This window comes from Candidatus Phaeomarinobacter ectocarpi, assembly GCF_000689395.1.
Taxonomy (GTDB): Bacteria; Pseudomonadota; Alphaproteobacteria; order CGMCC-115125; family CGMCC-115125; genus Pyruvatibacter; species Pyruvatibacter ectocarpi.
Map to the genome: position 1 here is coordinate 680085 of NZ_HG966617.1, position 21718 is coordinate 701802.

Here is a 21718-nt window from a genome sequence, read left to right on the forward strand (position 1 = left end):
GCACCCCGAGCAGCGCGAAGCCATGGAATACGACGTGGTGATCGTCGGAGCCGGCCCTGCCGGTCTGTCCGCTGCGATCCGCCTCAAGCAGCAGGCCGCTGAACACGACTTTGAAATCTCCGTCTGCGTGCTGGAAAAGGGCGCGGAAGTCGGCGCGCACATCCTCTCAGGCGCGGTGATCGATCCCGTCGGCCTTGATGAGCTGATTCCCGACTGGCGTGACGATGAAACCTGCCCGGTGAAAACCGAAGTAAAAGCAGACCATTTCATGGTGCTTGGACCATCCGGTTCGATCCGCCTGCCGAACTTCATGATGCCGCCGTTGATGAACAATCACGGCAACTACATTGCAAGCCTTGGCAACACCTGTAAGTGGCTGGCTGAAAAGGCAGAAGCCTTGGGCGTTGAAATCTATCCGGGCTTTGCCGCAGCGGAAGTACTCTACAACGATGATGGCTCCGTCAAAGGCGTGGCCACCGGTGACATGGGCGTTGGCAAGAACGGCGAACCAAAAGACGGCTACATGCCCGGCATGGAGCTGCTCGGCAAATACACCTTCTTTGCTGAAGGTGTGCGCGGGTCCCTCTCCAAGCACGTGATCCGCAACTACAATCTGGATGCAGACAGCGAGCCGCAGAAATTTGGCATAGGCATCAAGGAAGTCTGGGAAATCGATCCGGCCAAGCACAAGAAGGGGCTGGTGCAGCACTCCTTCGGCTGGCCGCTTGGCATCAAGACCGGTGGTGGCTCATTCCTTTATCACTTCGACGAAAACCTGGTGGCTGTCGGCTTCGTGGTTCACCTGAACTACTCGAACCCCTACCTCTCACCATTTGACGAGTTCCAGCGATTCAAGACGCACCCGACCATTCGCCCGACCTTCGAAGGCGGCAAGCGCCTGAGCTATGGCGCGCGTGCGATTACCGAAGGTGGGTTCCAGTCTGTACCCAAACTGTCCTTCCCCGGCGGCGTGCTGGTCGGCTGTTCTGCCGGCTTCGTCAACGTGCCGCGCATCAAGGGCAGCCACAACGCCATGGCGACGGGCATGATGGCCGCAGACAGCGCCTTTGAAGCCATTCGCGATGGCCGCGCAGCGGACGAGCTCACCACCTATCAGGCAGCGTACGAAACCAGCCACGTGGCCAAGGACCTCAAGCGCGTGCGCAACGTCAAGCCGCTGTGGTCCAAGTTTGGCACGCTGATCGGCATCGGTCTTGGCGGCATTGATATGTGGATGAACAATCTGGGCATCGGCCTGCCGTTCACCCTCAAGCACGGCAAGACGGACGCGGCGTCGTTGAAGCCTGCGGCCAAGTTCAAGCCAATCAATTATCCAAAGCCGGACGGCGAAGTCTCTTTCGACAAGCTTTCGTCAGTGTTCCTGTCTTCCACAAACCACGAGGAAGACCAGCCGGCTCACCTGACCCTTGGCGATCCCAGCATCCCCATCGAAACCAACCTGCCCACATGGGCGGAGCCCGCGCAGCGTTACTGCCCGGCAGGTGTGTATGAAGTTGTCAGCAATGACGACGGCAGCAACCCCCGGTTCCAGATCAATGCTCAGAACTGTGTTCACTGCAAAACCTGTGACATCAAGGACCCCAGCCAGAACATCAACTGGGTTGTGCCGGAAGGTGGCGGCGGGCCGATCTACGTCAACATGTAAATAAATGGGCTTCAAACCCCACATGTGGATTTGATGGGCGTATTTACGCCCGCTCGGCTATGGTGCGTGTTCGCATGTGGCTAGGCAGGTGGAGCGTTTGATCGTGCAATTGGTTCTAAATCGTCCCGGAATATTGCGGCCTGATATGGCGCGCATTGCCGCTATTGGTCTGGCCGCAAGCCTGCTTGCTGGCTGTGCTGGCTTCGGCGGCATTGATCCCCGCGACTTTGATACCAGCACTGTCGGCAAGAACCTTCGGGTTGATGGCGCCGGTCGTAATGTTGAAAGCAAGCTTGGCAACTATCTGGCCGCGCGCCATGCCACCAATCTGCGTGACCGTGATGCGGCAGCCGTGTTCTACGATCAGGTGCTTTCCGAAGATCCATCCAATGATGTGATTCTGGATCGTGCTTTTTTGCTGCAGCTGACGGCGGGCAATATCTCCCGTGCGGGCACCCTGGCTGAAAAAGTCATCGCCCAGGACCCCGGCGACCGCACGGCGCGACTGGTGCTCGGCGTTCAGGATATCAAGGCGGGCAGGTTCGCCGGTGCCCGTGGAAACTTTGACAGCGCCGCCGCAGGCCCCTTCACCCGCTTGGTGTCGGGACTGCTGACCGCCTGGACCTATGTGGGCGAAGGCAACTATCCCAAAGCATTTGAAAGCCTGTCGCTGGAAGAAAATGGCCCCGGTCACACCCTCTTCAGCGCCTATCACACGGCCCTGATTGCTGATCTGGCAGGCGACAAGGTCAGTGCTCGCGAAGCCTATGAGACGGCCATGTCATCGTCCGGCGGTGGCTCCGTGCGCATCGTTGACGCCTATGGGCGTTTTCTGGAGCGCAACGGCCAGGCTGACGATGCCATCGTGATCTATTCAGGCTATCTGGCCCTGTCGCCATCGCACCCGATTATCAGCGACGCGCTGGCACGGGCACGCCGCGGGGATGACCCGGGACTGCTGGTGACATCAACCCGCGCAGGCGCCGCTGAAGCGCTCTATGGAATTGGCAGTGCCCTGTCGCGCGATCAGGGTGTGGATGTGTCCATTCTCTATCTGCAGCTTGCCTTGTACATGGATGGCAATCTTGACGTGGCGCAGGTGTTGCTGGCCGAGCTGCTGTCCAACTCTGGTGATCTCTCAGCCGCCGCCGAGACCTATGACGACGTCTCGTCCAGTTCTTCGCTTGCAACCACAGCCCGTATTGAACGCGCCTTGCTGCTCGACCGGATCGGCCGCACGGATGATGCCATTGATGCCCTGTCGTCACTTGGTGAAAGGTCAACCGACGCTGCAAATGCGGATGTCGCCATTGCATTGGCTGACCTCTACCGGTCGACGGAGCGGTTTGACAGGGCGGAAGCCGGGTACAGCCGCGCGCTGGACCTGCTGAAGTCAGAATCCAGCCGACTTTGGACGCTGTACTACGCACGCGGCGTCGCCCGTGAACGGCAAGGTAAATGGGACGGAGCCGAAGCTGACTTCATGAAAGCGCTGGAGCTCGAACCGGACCAACCCTACGTCCTCAACTACCTGGCCTATTCGTGGCTGGAGCAGGACATAAATCTCGAACAGGCGCTGGAGATGATTCAAAAGGCCGTCGATCAGCGGCCCAATGACGGCTTCATCGTCGATAGCCTCGGCTGGGCCTTCTACCAGATGGGCCGCTACGAGGAAGCCGTTGAACAGCTGGAACGCGCCGTCGAACTTGATCCCAATGACGCGACCATCAACGACCATCTGGGCGACGCGTTCTGGAAGGTTGGACGGCGGACAGAGGCACGCTTCCAATGGCAGCACGCTCTGGAAAATGATCCTGAAGAGGATGTCGCACTGCGTATTGCACGCAAACTGGAAAAAGGTCTCGAAGCGGTTGAAGCAGCCGAGGCTGCAACGCCTGCTGCGGGCTCCTGACGAAGCATCGGCATTACGATGACCGGCAAGGAATTCAACGCCTATTGCAAGAGCCTGAAGGCCACTACGCATGTTGTGCAGTGGGGCAATGCCCATGTGTGGAAAGTAGGTGGCAAGGTCTTCGCCATTGGTCGATGGGAAGACAAGGAACCCGCCTTCACATTCAAGGTGACGGATATTGGCTTTGAGGTTCTGCCGCAGCAGCCCGGCGTCAGGCCCGCACCCTACATGGCGTCCCGTGGCCTCAAATGGGTGCAGCATTATGAGAGCCCGGGACTGAGCGACAATGAACTCAAGGACTACATCAAGCAGTCCTACGACATGATTGTGGCTGCCCTTTCCAAGAAGAAACAAAAAGAGCTGGGTCTGCTCCCGTGAGCACCATCACCGAATTCGCACCCGCAAAGATCAACCTCACACTTCACGTGCTGGGCAAGCGCCCGGACGGGTATCACTTGCTTGAAAGTCTCGTGGTTTTTGCAGGCACGGGAGATACGTTGACGGTGGAAGCCGCTGACGATCTTTCGTTTCATGTCACAGGCCCCAATGCGGCGGCCCTGGCGGATACGCCGGATGCTGACAATCTGGTCTTGAAGGCGGCCCGCTTGCTGGGCGCAGCCCGTTTGTCGGATACAGGGAGGGGTCGTTGCGCGAAGATAACCCTCGACAAGCGCCTGCCTGTAGCTGCCGGTATCGGCGGTGGGTCAGCGGATTGCGCGGCTGCGATGCGGGCGCTCAATACCCTGTGGGACCTTGGTCATGACGCCGCCACGCTTGGCGCACTTGGGCTTGAACTGGGCGCCGACGTGCCCGTTTGTGTTCAGGCACCGCGTCCATGTGTGATGTCCGGCATTGGCGAAAAGATAGCCCGCGCACCTTCCATGCCGGATCTGTGGTGTGTGCTCGTCAATCCCGGCGTGCCGGTGGCAACAGGTCCCGTGTTCAAAGCCCTGAATGCGCAGCCGACCACCGCTGAAAGCGATACGTTCTGGCCAGGTGGATTTACCGATGCCAAGGCCGCCGCACGCTTCATGAGGACCTGCCGCAACGATCTGGAGCCACCTGCCCGCAATCTGGTGTCCGAAGTGGGCGAAACCGTCCGTGCGATTGCCGCAACGAAGGACTGCCTCATGGCACGCATGTCAGGCTCAGGCGCAACGTGCTTTGGTTTGTATGCGGATGAAGACGCTGCAACACGTGCTGCCACGGCGCTCAGGCGCGAGGGCTGGTGGGTTGAGGCGGCTCATATTCTGAGCTGACGCGGTCTATTTCTGACGCCGACGCAGGATGTTCATTTTGGCGTCCTGCAGCGGCACCACGCGGCCGTCTTCTGTCGTGAGGGCAATGGACAGTTTTTCTCCCGTCGCAGCGTCTACAACGTCAATCGGCGGCGTGTCGTCACGCAGATATCTGTCCCCCCAGTCCATCAGAGCCACCAACACAATGACCGCCTCCATGCCCTGATCCGTCATCCGGTACTCATGACGCGTCCGGCTCGCACCCTCTCTGTAAGGGTGTCGCGACAAAAGCTCTGCAGCCACCATCCTGTCCAGACGCTGGCTCAGGGCGGCGCGGGGGATGCCCAGATCCGCCCGCAGATCTTCAAACCGGGTCACCCCATACAAGGCCTCACGCAAGATGAGCAGCGTCCACCGATCCCCGAAGAGGTCGGTGGCCCGCGCCATGCCGCAATCATCCATGGCGACCGGTGTCTGGACCACACGGGGGCGAGGGGGCGTGTCGGACGGTGAATCGGGTTTGCTATCTGAGTTTGACATATGAACTTAGATAACCTATCCCGAACTGAGTTCAAAAAACGAATTCAGATAATGGATAGTCAGACATAAGCTTTCTCGCGCTTGTTTTCATCTTCAAGATTCTCGTCACCGGCCTTCTGGTGGGTGTGCCGTTCCTGTTTCTGCCGACAAGCCGCATAAGCGCGTCCACCGGCTATGGCGAAGCCGCAGCGCCACTCTTCAGGCTGTATGGCGTCGCAATTTTTGCGCTGCTGATTGGCTATGGGTACGGCTTCTGGCTGCTGGGTCAGGGCGTGTTCCCGTGGGGCATCATCGCAATGGGCCTGCTCTCCAACGGCGGCGGCGCGGCAGTGCTGTTTGCAACAGGCGCATGGCGCCGCAGCAAGACAATCGCTTACTTCATCTCAAGCGTGGCCGTTGCGTTGGTGATAGCAGCCCTCGCACCTGACATGGCCGTCGCACCGCTCTGGTAGCGGCATCGTCCAGGAGCAAGATGCGCGGTGGGCTGTGACGTGTGGTGCTAGGAGCTGCGCCCTAGTAACTACGGTTGACGCAGAAATGCACAAGGCTGATCAGCACATCGCGCATGTCGCTTTCCGGGAAGATCGCCAGCGCATCACAGGCGATGGCCCCGTAGTGGCGGGCCCGGCCGATGGTGTCATCAAGGCACCCATGGGATTCCATGATGGCAATGGCCTGTTCCATGTCGCCGTCGTTCTGGTCGCCGTCACGCAGGGTACGTTCCCAGAACTGGCGTTCGTCAGCCGTGCCCCGGCGATATGCCAGAACCACCGGCAGCGTCAGCTTGCCTTCGCGGAAGTCGTCGCCAACGGTCTTGCCCAACGTCGCCTGACGGCCAGAGTAATCAAGCGCATCATCCACAAGCTGGAAAGCGATGCCCAGATTGCGTCCGTATGAAGAAAGCGCAGCCTGCTCGGAGTCGGGCCGGTCAGCAATCACCGCACCCACTTCGGTCGCCGCTGCAAACAGCGCTGCCGTCTTGGCGTTGACCACCTGCAGATAGGCATCTTCCGTTGTGCGCGTGTCTTTTGTTGTGGCCAGCTGCAGCACTTCACCTTCCGCAATGACGCAGGCAGACGTGGAGAGAATATCCAGCGCCTTGAGGGAGCCGACTTCCACCATCATCTTGAACGCGCGGCCAAGCAAAAAGTCGCCAACCAGAACACTCGCCTGATTGCCCCAGATCTTGCGCGCCGCTTCCTTGCCGCGCCGCAGATCGCTTTCATCCACCACGTCGTCGTGCAGCAGTGTTGCCGTGTGCATCAGCTCAACGGCCGCCGCTAGCTTCACATGGTCCGTACCCTGATAGCCAACGATGCTGGCAGCCGCGAGGGTCATCATCGGGCGCAAGCGCTTGCCGCCGCTCTCCACAATGTGACCGGCAAGCTCTGGAACCATCTCGACCTGAGACGCCAGCCGCGACAGGATGAGGTCTGTCACCCGATCCATGTCAGCGCCGACAAGCTCCGTCAGGCGTTCAACGGCATCGCTGCCTTCGCCACGGTCACTTTCAAGAGGAACAACTACGCCCATGCCTTCAACGCCCTTACTGAAGGACGCTCCTTCGCGTGATAAGGTGGGCAAGGTAAAGTCATGACCCAGCCCGTTAATGCGAAGTCTAAGTGCGGTGCACAACCGGTCAAGTCAACTCCCGTGCGGCCCGCTGCCGCGCATTCCACATCTGCAATTGGGACATTGTTTCACACGTCATGATCGAACTTTTGCGCACAAATGACCCGGTTCTTGTCTCTTTTGCTGAGGCTTTGATGCGTGACGCGGGCCTTCGGTTCAGCGTTCTCGACGTCCATATGAGCATCATCGAAGGCTCGCTGGGCATTTTGCCGCGCCGTCTGGCCGTCCATGAGGACGATGTGGCGGCTGCGCGCAGCCTCCTTGTGGATGCCGGCATCGACGTGCCGCCGGTGGGGGAGAGCCGCTGGTGACGGACGCTGAAATTACAAAAGCAGATATTGAAACTTCCGACGATGATTTCCTCAGCGGCCAGATCAAGTGCCTGCAGCCGCGCAATGGCTTCAGGGCTGGCGTCGATACCGTAATGCTGGCCGCTGCCTGTCCGGCCAAGGAAGGCGAGCGGGTTCTGGAGCTTGGCTGTGGTCCCGGCGTGGCAGCGCTTTGCCTTACCTCACGCACCGGGGCCCACGTATTGGGCATCGAGATCGAAGATGAGGCCCTCGACCTTGCCCGCCGCAATGCGGAACGCAACGAGCTGGCCGACGCTGTGAAGTTTGTCCGGGCTGACGTCACCGCCAAGGGCAGTGAGCTTGAAGCGCTGGGTCTGGAACCTGAAAGCTGCGACCACGCCATCGCCAACCCACCATTCCTGACCGAAGGTGAAGCGACACCGCCGCCCGGTGACGTCCGTGCGCGGGCTTTTTCAGGCCCCGCTGACCTGCTGGCCGCGTGGGTGAAATGTGCGACGCGCATGGTCAAACCCGGCGGCACGCTCACCTTTGTGCACCGGGCCGACAAGCTGGCGGATCTGTTAGCGGCCCTCGAAGGCCGGGCAGGGGGCACCAAGATTTTCCCGCTCTGGCCCGCGCCGCGCAGCACCGGCAAGGCCGCCACCCGGGTTCTCGTGCAGGCCACCAAGGGCAGCCGGGCCCCGCTTGAAATCCTGCCCGGGCTTGAACTGCATGGGCGCGGTGGCCTGATTGCCGATAAAGCGTGGGATATCCTCAGAAAAGGCAGGGAAATCAACATCTCCGGCTAACTTGTGCAGTCCCGCTGGAATGCCTATGTCTCACCCCATGGGAATAAAAGACAATCTGCGCGGCTTGCGCGACCAGCCCCTCATTGGCCCGCTGGCAAAAAAGCTCTTCAGTGAACCCGAGCCCCTGGTCCATGTGGTGCGCCTCAATGGTGTCATCGGCGGCCAGTCGAGCCCGTTCAATCCAAGCCTGTCGCTGACATCTGTTGCAGCTGACCTTGAGGCAGCTTTTGCGGACAAATCCGTCAAGGCAGTGGCCCTGGCCATCAACTCGCCCGGCGGCTCACCGGTTCAGTCCGCGCTGATCATGAAGCGCGTGCGGGCGCTGTCCGCTGAAAAGGAAATCCCGGTCTTTGCCTTTATCGAAGATGTCGGCGCGTCCGGCGGCTACATGCTGGCGCTGGCCGGTGATGAAATCTACGCAGATGAAAATTCCGTCGTGGGGTCCATCGGCGTCGTGTCGGCAGGCTTTGGCTTCAAACAGCTGATTGACCGGGTCGGCGTTGAGCGCCGCGTCTATACGGCAGGCGAAAGCAAGGCGATGCTGGACCCGTTTCAGGCCGAAGACCCCAAGGATGTGGAGCACCTCAAGAGCCTGCAGGCCGAAGTGCATGAAAGCTTCAAGCAGATGGTCCGCGACCGCCGCGAGGGTAAGCTCACGGCACCTGAGAGCGACCTGTTCACCGGCTCGTTCTGGACCGGTGCCAAGGCGCAGACCTTAGGGTTGATTGACGGTCTGGGCGACATGCGCGCCATTTTGAAGGACAAATTCGGCGAAAAGACCAAGCTGAAGCTGGTGCACACCTCCGGTGGCCTGTTCCGGCGCAACAAGAATGCGGCCGGGGTCTCTCACACCGCCTCACCTTCGTCATTGTCGCTGGATACAAATCTGGTCGAGAATGGCCTGAGCGCGCTGGAAACCCGCGCCCTGTGGTCTCGCTTCGGCCTTTAGGGAAGAAACTGAAGACGTAATGAGAGGGACAATCTCATGGGGAACATGATTCTCACCGCCCTGCTGGTGGTCGCAGCCTATGCGGCCTGGAAGACCCTGCGGGACAAGGGCCTTGGCCGCCGCTCCTCCGTGGAGGAAGCCGCCCGCAAGGCCACCGAGCATATGGCCGGAAAATCAGACGCGCAGACCCTTGAAGCAGGCCGGGACGGCGTCTATCGCCCAAAGGACAAAACCGCCCGTTAAGTCCGAGCAACAGCCTCCCGCGAGGCTCTCCTTGACCCCACCGGACCCACGCGGCTAGGTTCCGGCGCGCCCGGGATGAATGGCAGTTTCATTGTCGATTCTGTGTAATTCGTCCCGCTCGCGTTTTGGCCGCGTTTTGAACCCATTCCGGTAAAGCACACCCGCCTCCATGACCGCGTCACGGCCCAAGGCCGACACATCTTTTCAGGGCCTGATCCTGACCCTCCAGCGCTTCTGGGCGGAGCAGGGCTGCGTGCTGCTGCAACCCTATGACATGGAGATGGGCGCGGGCACATTGCACCCGGCGACCATCCTGCGGGCCCTTGGCCCCAAGCCGTGGAACGCCGCCTACGTGCAGCCGTCGCGCCGCCCCACCGATGGCCGCTATGGCGAGAACCCGAACCGTTTTCAGCACTATTATCAGTTTCAGGTGATCCTGAAGCCCAGCCCTGACAATATCCAGGAGCTGTATCTGCAAAGCCTGTACGCGCTGGGCATCGATCCCAAGCTGCACGACATCCGCTTTGTGGAAGACGACTGGGAAAACCCCACCGTCGGTGCCTGGGGCCTTGGCTGGGAAGTCTGGTGTGACGGCATGGAAGTGTCGCAGTTCACATACTTCCAGCAGGTCGGCGGCATCGAAGTCGAGATGGTGTCGGGCGAGCTGACTTACGGGCTTGAGCGCCTCGCCATGTATGTGCAGGGTGTCGATAACGGCTTTGAGCTGGATTTCAACGGCGCTGACGGCGACAAGAAAGTCACTTACGGCGACGTGTTCCATCAGGCGGAAGTTGAATACTCGCACCACAACTTCAACGCGGCCGACACCGAAACACTCTTTGCTCAGTTCGATCAGGCCGAGCGCGAATGCCAGAACCTGCTCAACCATGAGCCAGCGCTGCCGCTACCTGCCTACGATCAGGTCCTCAAGGCCTCGCACCGGTTCAACCTGCTGGATGCCCGTGGCGTCATCTCTGTCACCGAGCGGCAGGCCTATATCGGCCGCGTGCGCAATTTGGCCAAGGGTTGCAGCGAAGCCTATCTGAAGACCCAGCTTGAGGCCTCTGATGCCTGAAGCACTCATTGAAATTTTCTGCGAAGAAATTCCCGCCCGCATGCAAAAGCGCGCAGCGGAAGATCTGCAGCGCATGATCACCGGTGATCTTGTGGAAGCTGGCGTCACCTATGAGTGGGCACGTATCCACTATGGCCCGCGCCGCCTGATGCTCGCGCTTGGTGGTTTGCCGGGTGCAGCACCCGACCGCAAGGAAGAACGCAAAGGCCCCCGCGTTGGTGCGCCTGAAAAAGCGCTTGAAGGCTTCCTGAAGTCTGCCGGGCTTTCCAGCGTGGATGAGTGCGAGCAGCAGGAAGACAAGAAAGGCGCGTTCTACGTCGCCGTGATTGAAAAGCCGGGCCGTCCGGTGCCGGACCTGCTGGCGGACATCATTCCCGACACTGTTCGAAAATTCCCCTGGCCCAAATCCATGCGTTGGGGCACCGGCACATTGCGCTGGGTGCGCCCGCTGCATTCCATCGTCTGCACGTTTGATGGCGAGGTCGTGCCGTTTGAAGTGGACGGCATCAAGAGCGGCAACACCACCTACGGCCATCGCTTCATGGCGCCGGACCCCATCAAGGTGCACCGGCTGGAAGACTATGAAGTCAGCCTTGATCGCGCCAAGGTGATGGTCGACGCAGAGCTCCGTATGCAGAGCATTCTGGCCGACGCCAAGACCCTGTGTCAGGCGCAGGGCCTTGAACTGGTCGAAGACGACGCCCTGCTGGCAGAAGTCGCAGGCCTTGTGGAGTGGCCCGTCCCACTTCTGGGCACGTTTGATGAAAGTTTCCTGGACGTGCCGCCGGAAGTGCTCACCAGCACCATGCGCACCAACCAGAAATATTTCGCCGTGCGCGATGCCGCCACCGGCAAGATGGCCGCCAAGTTTGTCTGCGTCGCCAATGTGGAAGCCGAAGACGGCGGCAAAGCGATAGCCGACGGCAATGGCCGCGTCCTCCGCGCCCGTTTCTCCGACGCCCGTTTCTTCTGGGACGAAGACAAGAAACGCACCCTCGACAGCCGCATCGAAGATCTCAAGAAAGTGGTCTTCCACGCCAAGCTCGGCACGGTGCATGACAAGTCTGAGCGCGTGGCCAAGCTCGCTCGCGAACTGGCTCCTAAGGTTGGTGCTGACCCGGACAAGGCCGAACGTGCCGCGCACCTGTCAAAGGCCGACCTCAGCACCGGCATGGTGTACGAGTTTCCGGACCTGCAGGGCATCATGGGCCGCTACTACGCCCTCGAAGATGGTGAAGATGCAGAAGTTGCAGATGCCGTGCGGGACCACTACGCGCCGCAAGGCCCGAATGACGACGTGCCGACGGCCCCTGTTTCCGTCGCTGTAGCTCTAGCTGACAAGTTAGATGTTCTGACTGGCTTTTGGGCGATCGATGAAAAACCAACTGGCTCAAAGGATCCATTTGCGCTGCGCCGAGCCGCTCTTGGCGTGGTGCGGCTTGTATTGGAAAACAAGGTCAGGACGGGCCTAGAGGGCATCTTCAATGTTGCTTGTTTCCATTGGTTTGAGAGCTTTCAGAGACAAGCGCATGTGCGGTCGACGCTCAGTGTTGAAGATGAAAAGCACATTGAGTTTGCGCGAAGGTGGGCCGCCGACAATAGCTCTCTTGATATATCTGTTATCGGTAATTCGAATGTCGTTCGGGTTTTGATGAACAGCATGGAAAACTGGCAGGTTGGCGGCGCGCGGACCTTCGTTTTCGATGAAGTGTTAAATGTTGATACGAACTATGTTTGGGCCGCAATCGAGCCTCATGTGCTGTTCGAACTTCAGCACCTTCGGGAGTTTTCAGATGATCTCCTCTCCTTCTTTGCCGACCGCCTGAAGTTCTACCTGCGTGATCATGGTGCCCGTCACGACCTCGTCGACGCTGTCTTTGCCATGGAAGGTCGTGACGACCTCTGGCTCATCGTTCAGCGCGTCAATGCGCTGTCTGATTTCCTGGCGACCGACGACGGCGCCAACCTGCTGGCGGGCTACAAGCGGGCAGCCAACATTCTGCGCATCGAAGAAAAGAAGACCGGTGCTGTCTCCGGCGCGGCCAGTACCGAGCTGTTTGCCGAAAAAGCCGAAAGTGATCTGTACGCCGCCATTGATGCAGCGACCGGCATCGCCCGCGAGGCCGTGGCGAAGGAAGATTTCGCCGGGGCCATGGCGGCACTGGCAAAGCTGCGCGGTCCTGTCGATCTGTTTTTCGATGATGTCACCGTCAACGCAGACGACCCCGCATTGCGCGAAAACCGTTTGAAGCTGCTCGCGCAGATCCGCGACGCGCTGCACACGGTCGCAGACTTTTCCAAGGTAGAGGGCTGAGCCATGGCTGACATCATTGAGTTTGCGGCAATGCCCATGGATCCACCGGTCAAGCCGGAGGATGGCGTGATAAAATGGGTCCACCATCAAACACCTGCCGCCATTGTCCGGTTTAACCGGACAATCCAGACAACGGCAGCGCCACGCAATGCCAAGGCAGCAGAGCCGCGCAAACCGCTCCTCTTCATTCATAATCTCAAATCACACCGCAAGACAGGCGAGTAACCATGACCAAGTGGGTGTACAGCTTCGGCGACGGCAAGGCGGAAGGGTCCGCCAGCGACCGCAACCTTCTGGGCGGCAAGGGCGCAAACCTTGCTGAAATGTCCAATCTTGGTCTGCCGGTGCCGCCGGGCTTTACCATCACCACCGAGCTGTGCACTGCGTATTACGACAATAATCGTCAGTACCCGTCTGAGCTGTCCGGCGAAGTGGATGCGGCGCTAGAGCATGTGGGCTCGCTCGTCGGCGCAAAGTTTGGTGACACGGCCAACCCGCTTCTCGTGTCTGTGCGCTCCGGTGCCCGTGCCTCGATGCCCGGCATGATGGATACGGTTTTGAACCTTGGCCTCAACGACGAAACCATTGGTGCGCTTGCCAAGCTGTCCGGCGACGAACGCTTTGCGCTCGATAGCTATCGCCGCTTCATCCAGATGTATTCTGACGTGGTGCTGGGTGTTGACCACTATCACTTCGAGGAAATTCTTGAGACCTTCAAGGAAGACAACGAACTGACGCTCGATACCGAGCTGACTGCCGACAACTGGAAAGAGATCATCAGCCACTACAAGGCGGCTGTTGAACGCGAACTGGGCCAGCCCTTCCCGCAGGATGTGCGTGACCAGCTCTGGGGCGCGATCTCTGCTGTGTTCGGCTCCTGGCGCAATGACCGCGCGGACACCTATCGCCGCCTGCACAACATTCCTGAAAGCTGGGGCACTGCCGTCAATGTGCAGGCCATGGTGTTTGGCAATATGGGCGACACGTCCGCGACCGGTGTTGCGTTTACGCGCGACCCGTCCACCGGCGCGAAAGAGTTTTACGGCGAGTTCCTGATCAATGCCCAGGGCGAGGACGTGGTGGCCGGTATCCGCACGCCGCAGAACCTCACCAAGCAGTCGCGCATTGAAGCAGGCTCCAACGACCCCAGCATGGAAGAAGCCATGCCGGAGGTGTTCGGCCAGCTTGTGGACATCTACAAGAAGCTCGAAGGCCACTACCGCGACATGCAGGACATCGAGTTCACCGTCCAGCAGGGCAAGCTGTGGATGCTGCAGACCCGCAACGGCAAGCGCACGGCCAAGGCCGCGCTGAAGATTGCCTGTGACATGGTGGATGAAGGTCTCATCACCTCCAACGAAGCTGTGCTGCGCGTGGAGCCCGGTTCCCTTGACCAGTTGCTTCACCCGACCCTTGATCCCGATGCGCCGCGCAATGTGATTGCGACAGGCCTGCCCGCGTCTCCCGGTGCCGCGTCCGGTGCCGTTGTGTTCACCGCTGAGCACGCTGTGGAATGCATGCAGGAAGGCAAGCGCGTCATCCTTGTGCGGATTGAAACAAGCCCCGAAGACATTCACGGCATGCACGCCGCGGAAGGCATCCTGACCACGCGCGGCGGCATGACCAGCCACGCAGCGGTTGTGGCGCGCGGCATGGGTCGCCCCTGTGTGTCGGGTGCCGGCACCGTCCGCGTTGACTATGCGGGCAAGACCTTCACCGTTGGCGGCGAGACCGTCAAAGAGGGTGACGTCATCACCATCGATGGCTCAAAAGGCCAGGTGATCCTCGGCGAAGTACCGACATTGCAGCCGGAACTCTCCGGCGACTTTGCTAAGCTGATGGTCTGGGCCGACGAAGCCCGCCGCATGAAGGTGCGCACCAACGCGGAAACACCGGCCGACGCAGAGACTGCCCGCAAGTTCGGCGCAGAGGGCATCGGCCTGTGCCGCACCGAGCACATGTTCTTTGAGGCAGAGCGCATTGTGGCTGTGCGTGAAATGATTTTGGCTGATGAGCACGACAAGGCCAGCCGCAAGGTGGCGCTGGACAAGATCCTGCCCATGCAGCGCAAGGATTTTGCTGATCTGTTCGAGATCATGTCCGGCCTGCCGGTGACGATCCGCCTGCTTGATCCACCGCTGCATGAATTCCTGCCGCAGACGGACGCTGAAATGGACGAAGTGGCGGCGGCCTCCGGCATTGACGCCGCCAAGCTCAAGCAGCGGGCGCACGAACTGCATGAGTTCAACCCGATGCTGGGCCATCGTGGCTGCCGCCTGGGTATTTCCTATCCGGAAATCTACGAGATGCAGGCCCGCGCGATTTTTGAAGCGTCCATCGCGGCCGCTGAAAAGACCGGCGAACCGGTAACCCCGGAAATCATGATCCCGCTTGTGGCCATGAAGCAGGAGCTCGACGTCCTCAAGGCACGCATCGTTGCTGTTGCCGGTGAGGTTGAAAAAGAAACCGGCAAGAAGCTCAACTATCTGGTCGGCACCATGATTGAGCTGCCGCGCGCCGCATTGCAGGCCGCGCAGATTGCCGAGACGGCCGAGTTCTTCTCCTTCGGCACCAATGACCTCACCCAGACCACCTACGGTATCTCCCGCGATGACGCGGCCATGTTCCTGAAGAACTATCAGGACCAGGGCCTCATCGAGCAGGACCCGTTCGTGTCGCTTGATCCCGATGGGGTGGGTGAACTGGTCAAGATTGGCGTCGAGCGCGGCCGCGCCACCCGCAGCGATATCAAGCTGGGCATCTGTGGTGAACATGGCGGTGACCCGGAATCTGTCCGGTTCTGTGAATCCGTCGGTCTCGACTATGTGTCGTGCTCACCCTATCGGGTGCCGATTGCCCGTCTCGCGGCTGCACAATCTGCACTTCAGGTCTGATTCGGCACCTGCCCGCCAGATTTTGCTGCATTGCACCATATATGGCTGAAAACAGCGCAAGTATGCGTGTGCAGTGCAACATATATTAACCGGTTTGCGTCTGGTGCATGGCCGCTTTTCACCAGAAAAAGTCCCACAATTTCAATGGATTAGGGAACTTCACAGGTCTGTGACGGTTCTCCTCTTGAAGACCGCATATGTAAATGCTACTTCCCTAATCACAGCGATTGTATTGACAAACTTGTCACTAGGGTTCGCTGAATGAGTTTCCGATCCGGCAACGCCACTCAGAAAAAGAGTGGCACACAGATTGCCTGATTGTGAGTGGGCTGGATGGACTGGGCGAGGCTAGGGACGCTTTCCGCCGATTATCTCCAATTTCCAGGCCCAAAGCGGCACAGGTCAGAAGATGACGTGCCGAAGTGAGATAGCGGATACGTAGATCCGTTTGTTTTTGGGGGCGTGAAGACGGTTTGTGACGGTTGCGCAAGAGATGCGCGCCCGAACCTTTCACGCCATCTGCTTGGGACATCTCTCGGGCAGGACTGGATTTGGAGACAGGACGATGCCTAAGAGCTTCGACACCGTTGTGACCAGACTTCTGGCGTTCACCGCCAAGCGCAAAACCATGCGCATCACCGCAGCCACGGGCGTGGCAGCCCTCTTTGTTGCCATCGGCGCGGTTGCGACCGGTGCTCTGCCCGGCGTGGCGGGGCCCCTTACCCTGAAATCAGAAACGGCAAGCATCAGCGATGCGCCGCAGGTGCGCGCCGCGTCTGAGCGCGCCCGCTCGCGCGTCGCCGGTGGACGTCTTAGCGCGCCCATCAGCACGCTGCCCGCCGTCACAAAAGCGATGAGCGACGGCACCTTCTATGCCGTGGTCGAAAACGCAGTGCAGATTGCAGGCGAAGGCCGGCTGGCCGAGCGTTTTGCAAAGCTCTCTCCAAAGGCGCTTGATCGCGAACGTCTTTGCCTTGCACAGGCCATCTACTTTGAGGCCCGCAGTGAAGGCGCCAAGGGCAAGCTTGCCGTGGCGGAGGTTGTGCTGACACGGGTTGCGGACAAGCGCTACCCCAGCACCATTTGCGCGGTTGTATTCCAAGGCTCACACCTCAAGACAGGCTGCCAGTTCTCCTGGACCTGCGACGGGATCAAGGACACACCGGGTGAAAAGGATGCCTGGAAAAAGTCCCAGAACCTGGCCGCATATGTGATGCTTGATGTGCAGTGGGAAGAAGTCACCGGCAAGGCGACGCACTACCACGCCGACTATGTTTCACCGTACTGGGCACCGACGCTGAACGAGACCACCACAGTTGGCAAGCATATATTTTACCGGTGGGTGAATCGCCACGCGCCGCAGGAAAGCTAGAGCACTTCTGCCTCTAACCCTGACATGAACAAGACGATGCGAAATGCGGCGGCTGCTATTGTGCAGCTGCCGCTTTTTCTTCCATCTCGCGGATAACAGCTGCCAGCGGGCCGGTGCTCTTGATCTGCTCGCGCACAAGCTCCGGCGTGTTGCCGGCTGCTTTATCCAGATCACCAATCTCTTCCGGCACATACCAGTGCAGTTTCTCGGGCGTGTGATACGCATCCCAGACGCTGTCCGCGACAGATGACGCCGGCATCAGCCGGAACATGCCTTCGGTCGGCGCGCCGTCCTGCGTTCCCTCGGGAAGAATGGGTGTGTCAATCAAGCCGGGCAGAACATCCGCAGCGCGGACCCCATGACGCGCAAACTCAATAGACAAAGCTTCCGTCAAACCTTTGACCGCGTGCTTGGTCGCTGAATAAACGGCGATGCCCGGCATGCCATAGGTCGCTGATGAAGAAGATGTTGTGAAGCACAGCGAGTTGGGAGTGGCTTTCAACAGCGGATAGGCAAGGTGGATGCCCCGCATCACGCCGACGAAGTTGACGTTTACGACCGCCATCACTTCATCAAATGTCATCTCATCGAAAAACCCGCCCGCGCCAATGCCGGCATTGTTGAACAGCAGGTCAAGCGTGCCGCCTGTGTCCTTGGCAAATGCTTCGAGGACCGAAGCGAAAGCATCACCGTCTGTCACATCCAGCGTCGAGATGAAGCAGTTGTCTGCGCCGATTTCGCTTTCAAGGGCCTGCAGTCCGGCCTCATTGACGTCGGTCGCACCGACAAACCATCCTTTTTCAGCAAACAGATCCGCTGTCGCTTTACCCATGCCGCTGGCGGCACCGGTGATGAATATGGATTTGCGGTCCCCTGATTTGGACATGGTCTTCCTCCCTGCAATACTTTTTCTAGGGAGGAGTGTAGGGCGGTCAGTCGCCGAAATCGATATCCAGCCCTAAATCAAGCGACGGCGCTGAGTGGGTCAGCCAGCCAACGGAGATCAGATCCACACCACTTTCGGCCACCGCCTTGATGGTGTCGCTGGTAATGCCGCCCGAAGCCTCCAACGTGGCGCGACCTGCGTTGATGGCCACAGCTTCGGCAAGCATGTCCGGTGACATGTTGTCGAGCAGAATAGCTTCCGCACCTGCGTCCAGCGCCTCGCGGAGCTGATCAAGGGTGTCGACCTCGCACTCAATCTTCACCATGTGGCCTGCCTGTGAGCGCGCAGCTGTTATGGCCGCAGTCACGCCACCAGCGACAGCGATGTGGTTGTCCTTGATGAGCAAACCATCATCGAGGCCAAATCTATGGTTCGCGCCACCGCCGCTGCGCACCGCGTGCTTTTCAAACGCGCGGAGACCAGGTGTTGTCTTGCGTGTGCAGGTCACCTTGGCTTTGGTATGAGAAATCAGGTCGGTCATGCTCTTTGCAGCGCTGGCAATGCCCGACATGTGCCCCAGAAAGTTCAGGGCAACCCGCTCGCCGGTTAGAATGGAACGCGCCTTGCCATCAAGATGACAGATTGCATCGCCCGGCTCGATCAGATCCCCATCGCGCTTTTCAATGCCGATGAGAAGGTCTGGATCAACCATCCGAAAGGCAGCGCGTGCCGCATCAAGTCCTGACACAACGCCTGTGGCTCTGGCTGCGATCCGTGCTTGCGCGCGTGTATTTTCCGGCACGACATAGTCCGAGGTTATGTCACCCGCACGGCCAAGGTCTTCCTCCAGCGCATTGCGCACGGCAGGCTCGACGATCAGGCGAGGCATGGGTGGGAGAGTGAGTGCTGTCATGAATCAGGCCGTTTTTGCGGTTTGTGGAGCAGGCGTTGCGGCGGTCGCGCGCGCTTCTTCCAGAGTGAGAGGCAGATGCCGCGTCAGTGCATCATCGCTCTGCGGATAGTCGAGGCGACTATGGCCGCCGCGGCTTTCATGCCGGCGATGGGCTGCGGCAACAACAAGATGCGCCGCGGCAAGCATGTTGCGGTACCCGCTGGCCGCCGGCAGCGCCTGGTCCTCAAGGTCTCGGATCAGCGACAGCGTTTCCTCAAGCGATGTGGCGTCGCGGGCAACGCCCACATTGCGCGCCATGCTCTGGCGCAGGGTCTGTATATGTGATGCATGGGGGTCGTCGCCAGTTGGAGCGGACCCGCCAGCGGGGGCTTCCTTGGGGCGCGATGCGCCACCCGTTATCGAAGCAATGCTGTCGGCAATACGGGACCCAAAGACGATGGATTCCAGAAGGGAATTGGAGGCAAGACGGTTGGCACCGTGGGCACCCGTGCGCGACACCTCTCCGCAGGCGTAAAGGCCGGGCAGGCTTGCGACGCCGGCAAGGTCCGTAACGACGCCGCCCATATGGTAATGCGCTGCCGGAGCCACCGGGATCGCTTGGCTGAGTGGGTCAATCCCATTGCGCTGGCAGGCGGAATACACAGACGGAAAACGATCCACAAATCGGTTCCCCACCGCATCGCGGCAATCCAGAAGAACCGTGCCGCCGCTGCCGATCTCTTTGGCAATCTCGCGCGCAACAATGTCTCGCGGCGCAAGTTCCAGATCGCGATGCACACCTTCCATCAGGCGGGACCCGTCTGCGCGCAGCAAGGTGGCCCCTTCGCCTCGCAATGCTTCTGTTGCCAATGGAGCAGGGTCTTCATCACAGGCGATGGCTGTGGGGTGGAATTGCACAAACTCCACATCGCTTACCAACGCGCCGGCGCGCGCGGCTAGGCCAATGCCATGACCGCGCGATCCAGCGGGATTTGTCGTCACCGCATAAAGAGCGCCAACGCCACCTGTTGCAAGTACGGTCGCGTCCGCCCGGAACCGCAGGCTAGGGGCGTCAGGCTCCACGCCACCGCGCGTGATAAGGCCCGTCACTGCGCCACCTTCGACGATCAGATCAGCAGCATGCCAGCCGGACACGATATGGATGTTGTCGTGGGCCAGTGCAGCCTTGCCCAATGCCGACATGATGGCGGCACCTGCGCCATCGCCGCCCACATGGGCAATGCGGTTGCGCGAGTGTGCGCCTTCGCGGCCAAGGGAGAATGATCCGTCGGGTTTCTTGTCAAAGGCAACGCCAAGGGCCTCAAGGTCTGAAATGCGCGCAGCTGCGTCATCCGCCAGCGCGCGCGCGGCAGCTTCATCGACAAGTCCATCACCGGCGGCAAGTGTGTCAGCCACATGCAGGTCAGCAGAGTCATCAGCGCCCAGTGCCGCGGCAATGCCGCCCTGCGCCCATGTGGAGGTCGCCCCGCCTTTGCGCGGGATGCCTGCCAGCACTGTGACCTGTCGGCCGGCGTTCGCCAGCTTCAATGCCGTAAACAGGCCAGCAAGACCGGCGCCCGCCACAAGGGCGTCGCCGGCCAGCTGTTCAGCAGTTCTGTAATTGGACGTGGCCTGTGCCATTGGCTTTCGGCCTTCTGCGATCTGGCGCTAGCTAGTTGTTGTTGAGCGCAATCATGCGTTCAATCGGCAGCCGCGCGCGCTCTGCAATCGCCGGGTCAACCAGCACCTCATCTTGCATGGTGTGCAGGGAGGCCAGGATCTTCGGCAGGGTGATCCGCTTCATGTGTGGGCACAGATTGCACGGGCGAATGAAATCCACGTTGGGATTTTCAACAGCCACATTGTCCGACATGGAGCACTCGGTCACCATCATCACCTTGGATGGCTGATTGTCCTTCACCCAGTTGATCATGGCTGATGTGGAGCCTGAGAAGTCGGCCTCATCCAGCACATTGGGCGGGCATTCAGGGTGCGCGATGATCTTGATGCCCGGGTCATTTTCCCGGTACTCGCGCAGCTCTTCCGGCGTAAAGCGCTCATGCACCTCACAGGAGCCCTTGTACGTGATGATCTCGACGTCTGTATCTTTCTGCACATTGCGTGCGAGATACTCGTCGGGAATGCACATCACGCGCGGCGTGTTGAGGCTCTCAACAACCTTCAATGCATTGGAGGACGTGCAGCAGATGTCTGTCTCCGCCTTAACATCAGCGGATGTGTTCACATAGGTCACAACCGGCACACCGGGGTATGCCTCGCGCATGGCGCGGACGTCTGCACCCGTGATGGAAGACGCCAGCGAACAGCCGGCCATCTCATCTGGAATGATGACGGTCTTTTCCTGGTTCAGCAGCTTCGACGTTTCCGCCATGAAGTGCACGCCGCACTGAACAATCACCTGCTCTTCAACCTTGGTGGCTTCGATGGCCAGCTGCAGGCTGTCACCGGCAATGTCAGCAACGCCATGGAAAATCTCTGGCGTCATGTAGTTGTGCGCCAGGATCACAGCATTCTTCTGCTTCTTGATCCGGTTGATCTCGTGAATATACGGCGCGAAGAAAGGCCACTCGACAGACGGGATCACCTTGGAGAGGCGCGCGTACATCGGCGCCATTTCCTTGGCCAGACCGGGCGTGTATTCCGGCACGTCAAATTCCGGAACAGGCTTCTTCGCCACAGGCTTTTTGGCCTTGGCGCTCTTGATGCCGTCATTTGCACTGACATCATACGCGCTGCGTTCATACACAATCGTCATAGCCAGGCCTCCCTTGGGGCTGGTGTGCGGCTTATACTCATTTAGAGCATAAAGGGGGCCGCAAAAAAGGCGGACACAACTCCGCTCTGTAAATTTCTTGAGTAATGCTACATATGAGCATTACTCCTGTCAAGTAAAGTAAATGGCCTGAAACGGGTCGCCGTCAAGGGCAGGCTGGTGTGCCATTTGTCCCAAGAAACCTGTGGCGCATGTGATGGTGCAATGGCGGT

General features: G+C 59.7%; 20 protein-coding genes. 14 read left to right on the top strand and 6 right to left on the bottom strand.

From position 1 onward, the window contains the following. The first annotated feature begins 22 nt into the window (after positions 1 to 22). The 4 genes from BN1012_RS03265 (at position 23) to BN1012_RS03280 (ending at position 4837) form a co-directional block, all read left to right on the top strand. Positions 23 to 1666 (top strand): electron transfer flavoprotein-ubiquinone oxidoreductase, encoded by a 1644-nt coding sequence (locus BN1012_RS03265; protein ID WP_043950585.1) that lies wholly within the window; start codon positions 23 to 25, stop codon positions 1664 to 1666. Between the two features lie 145 nt (positions 1667 to 1811). Further along, complete coding sequence (locus BN1012_RS03270) at positions 1812 to 3578, top strand: tetratricopeptide repeat protein (RefSeq protein ID WP_052534475.1); 1767 nt, start codon at positions 1812 to 1814, stop codon at positions 3576 to 3578. Between the two features lie 18 nt (positions 3579 to 3596). After that, positions 3597 to 3956: an MmcQ/YjbR family DNA-binding protein gene (locus BN1012_RS03275; protein ID WP_043948509.1), complete on the top strand. Its 360-nt coding sequence runs from the start codon at positions 3597 to 3599 to the stop codon at positions 3954 to 3956. Then, positions 3953 to 4837 carry a 4-(cytidine 5'-diphospho)-2-C-methyl-D-erythritol kinase gene (locus BN1012_RS03280; RefSeq protein ID WP_197538335.1) on the top strand — a complete coding sequence of 295 codons (885 nt, stop codon included), beginning with the start codon at positions 3953 to 3955 and terminating at the stop codon, positions 4835 to 4837. Before BN1012_RS03275 ends, BN1012_RS03280 begins: the two co-directional genes overlap by 4 nt. Before the next feature lie 6 nt (positions 4838 to 4843). Here BN1012_RS03280 and BN1012_RS03285 read toward each other — a convergent pair whose 3' ends face one another. Continuing rightward, on the bottom strand, positions 4844 to 5356 hold the full coding sequence (locus tag BN1012_RS03285; protein WP_052534477.1) for a winged helix-turn-helix transcriptional regulator: 513 nt from the start codon (positions 5354 to 5356) through the stop codon (positions 4844 to 4846). 119 nt (positions 5357 to 5475) lie between these two features. Between BN1012_RS03285 and BN1012_RS03290 the strand changes: the two genes are divergently transcribed. Then, positions 5476 to 5808: a hypothetical protein gene (locus BN1012_RS03290; RefSeq protein ID WP_043948510.1), complete on the top strand. Its 333-nt coding sequence runs from the start codon at positions 5476 to 5478 to the stop codon at positions 5806 to 5808. Positions 5809 to 5869: 61 nt separating this feature from the next. Here BN1012_RS03290 and BN1012_RS03295 read toward each other — a convergent pair whose 3' ends face one another. Continuing rightward, the gene (locus BN1012_RS03295; protein WP_043948511.1) at positions 5870 to 6889 is read right to left on the bottom strand and encodes a polyprenyl synthetase family protein; all 1020 of its coding nucleotides are present in this window, start codon (positions 6887 to 6889) and stop codon (positions 5870 to 5872) included. Positions 6890 to 7065: 176 nt separating this feature from the next. On the opposite strand from BN1012_RS03295, the gene BN1012_RS03300 reads away from it, so the two are divergent. The 9 genes from BN1012_RS03300 to BN1012_RS16595 all read left to right on the top strand — a co-directional run bounded on the left by BN1012_RS03300 (position 7066) and on the right by BN1012_RS16595 (position 16934). After that, positions 7066 to 7299 (top strand): putative signal transducing protein, encoded by a 234-nt coding sequence (locus tag BN1012_RS03300; protein ID WP_043948512.1) that lies wholly within the window; start codon positions 7066 to 7068, stop codon positions 7297 to 7299. Next, positions 7296 to 8087, top strand: coding sequence for a tRNA1(Val) (adenine(37)-N6)-methyltransferase (locus tag BN1012_RS03305; RefSeq protein WP_081826176.1), 792 nt, complete (start codon positions 7296 to 7298; stop codon positions 8085 to 8087). The genes BN1012_RS03300 and BN1012_RS03305 overlap by 4 nt, the downstream gene beginning before the upstream one ends. Positions 8088 to 8112: 25 nt before the next feature. Beyond that, a complete protein-coding gene (locus BN1012_RS03310) occupies positions 8113 to 9036 on the top strand; it encodes a S49 family peptidase (RefSeq protein WP_197538336.1) in 924 nt (307 codons plus the stop codon). Between the two features lie 36 nt (positions 9037 to 9072). Further along, positions 9073 to 9279 carry a hypothetical protein gene (locus BN1012_RS03315; RefSeq protein WP_043948513.1) on the top strand — a complete coding sequence of 69 codons (207 nt, stop codon included), beginning with the start codon at positions 9073 to 9075 and terminating at the stop codon, positions 9277 to 9279. A gap of 169 nt (positions 9280 to 9448) precedes the next feature. Then, the gene (locus BN1012_RS03320) at positions 9449 to 10354 is read left to right on the top strand and encodes a glycine--tRNA ligase subunit alpha (protein WP_043948514.1); all 906 of its coding nucleotides are present in this window, start codon (positions 9449 to 9451) and stop codon (positions 10352 to 10354) included. Then, positions 10347 to 12668, top strand: a complete 2322-nt coding sequence (glyS, locus tag BN1012_RS03325; RefSeq protein ID WP_043948515.1) for a glycine--tRNA ligase subunit beta — start codon at positions 10347 to 10349, stop codon at positions 12666 to 12668. Before BN1012_RS03320 ends, glyS begins: the two co-directional genes overlap by 8 nt. Before the next feature lie 3 nt (positions 12669 to 12671). Further along, positions 12672 to 12893 carry a hypothetical protein gene (locus BN1012_RS03330; protein ID WP_043948516.1) on the top strand — a complete coding sequence of 74 codons (222 nt, stop codon included), beginning with the start codon at positions 12672 to 12674 and terminating at the stop codon, positions 12891 to 12893. A gap of 2 nt (positions 12894 to 12895) precedes the next feature. Further along, on the top strand, positions 12896 to 15562 hold the full coding sequence (ppdK, locus tag BN1012_RS03335) for a pyruvate, phosphate dikinase (RefSeq protein ID WP_043948517.1): 2667 nt from the start codon (positions 12896 to 12898) through the stop codon (positions 15560 to 15562). 565 nt (positions 15563 to 16127) lie between these two features. Further along, positions 16128 to 16934, top strand: a complete 807-nt coding sequence (locus tag BN1012_RS16595; protein WP_052534479.1) for a cell wall hydrolase — start codon at positions 16128 to 16130, stop codon at positions 16932 to 16934. A 55-nt stretch (positions 16935 to 16989) separates the two neighbouring features. Here BN1012_RS16595 and BN1012_RS03345 read toward each other — a convergent pair whose 3' ends face one another. The 4 genes from BN1012_RS03345 to nadA are packed head-to-tail and all read right to left on the bottom strand — an operon-like array spanning position 16990 to position 21488. After that, entirely contained in the window at positions 16990 to 17820 is an 831-nt protein-coding gene (locus BN1012_RS03345) for an SDR family oxidoreductase (RefSeq protein ID WP_043948518.1), read from the bottom strand. Between the two features lie 46 nt (positions 17821 to 17866). Then, positions 17867 to 18733 (bottom strand): carboxylating nicotinate-nucleotide diphosphorylase, encoded by an 867-nt coding sequence (gene nadC / locus BN1012_RS03350; protein WP_043948519.1) that lies wholly within the window; start codon positions 18731 to 18733, stop codon positions 17867 to 17869. A gap of 3 nt (positions 18734 to 18736) precedes the next feature. Continuing rightward, entirely contained in the window at positions 18737 to 20353 is a 1617-nt protein-coding gene (locus tag BN1012_RS03355) for an L-aspartate oxidase (RefSeq protein ID WP_043948520.1), read from the bottom strand. 31 nt (positions 20354 to 20384) lie between these two features. Next, a complete protein-coding gene (gene nadA, locus BN1012_RS03360) occupies positions 20385 to 21488 on the bottom strand; it encodes a quinolinate synthase NadA (protein WP_043948521.1) in 1104 nt (367 codons plus the stop codon). Positions 21489 to 21718: the final 230 nt, after the last annotated feature.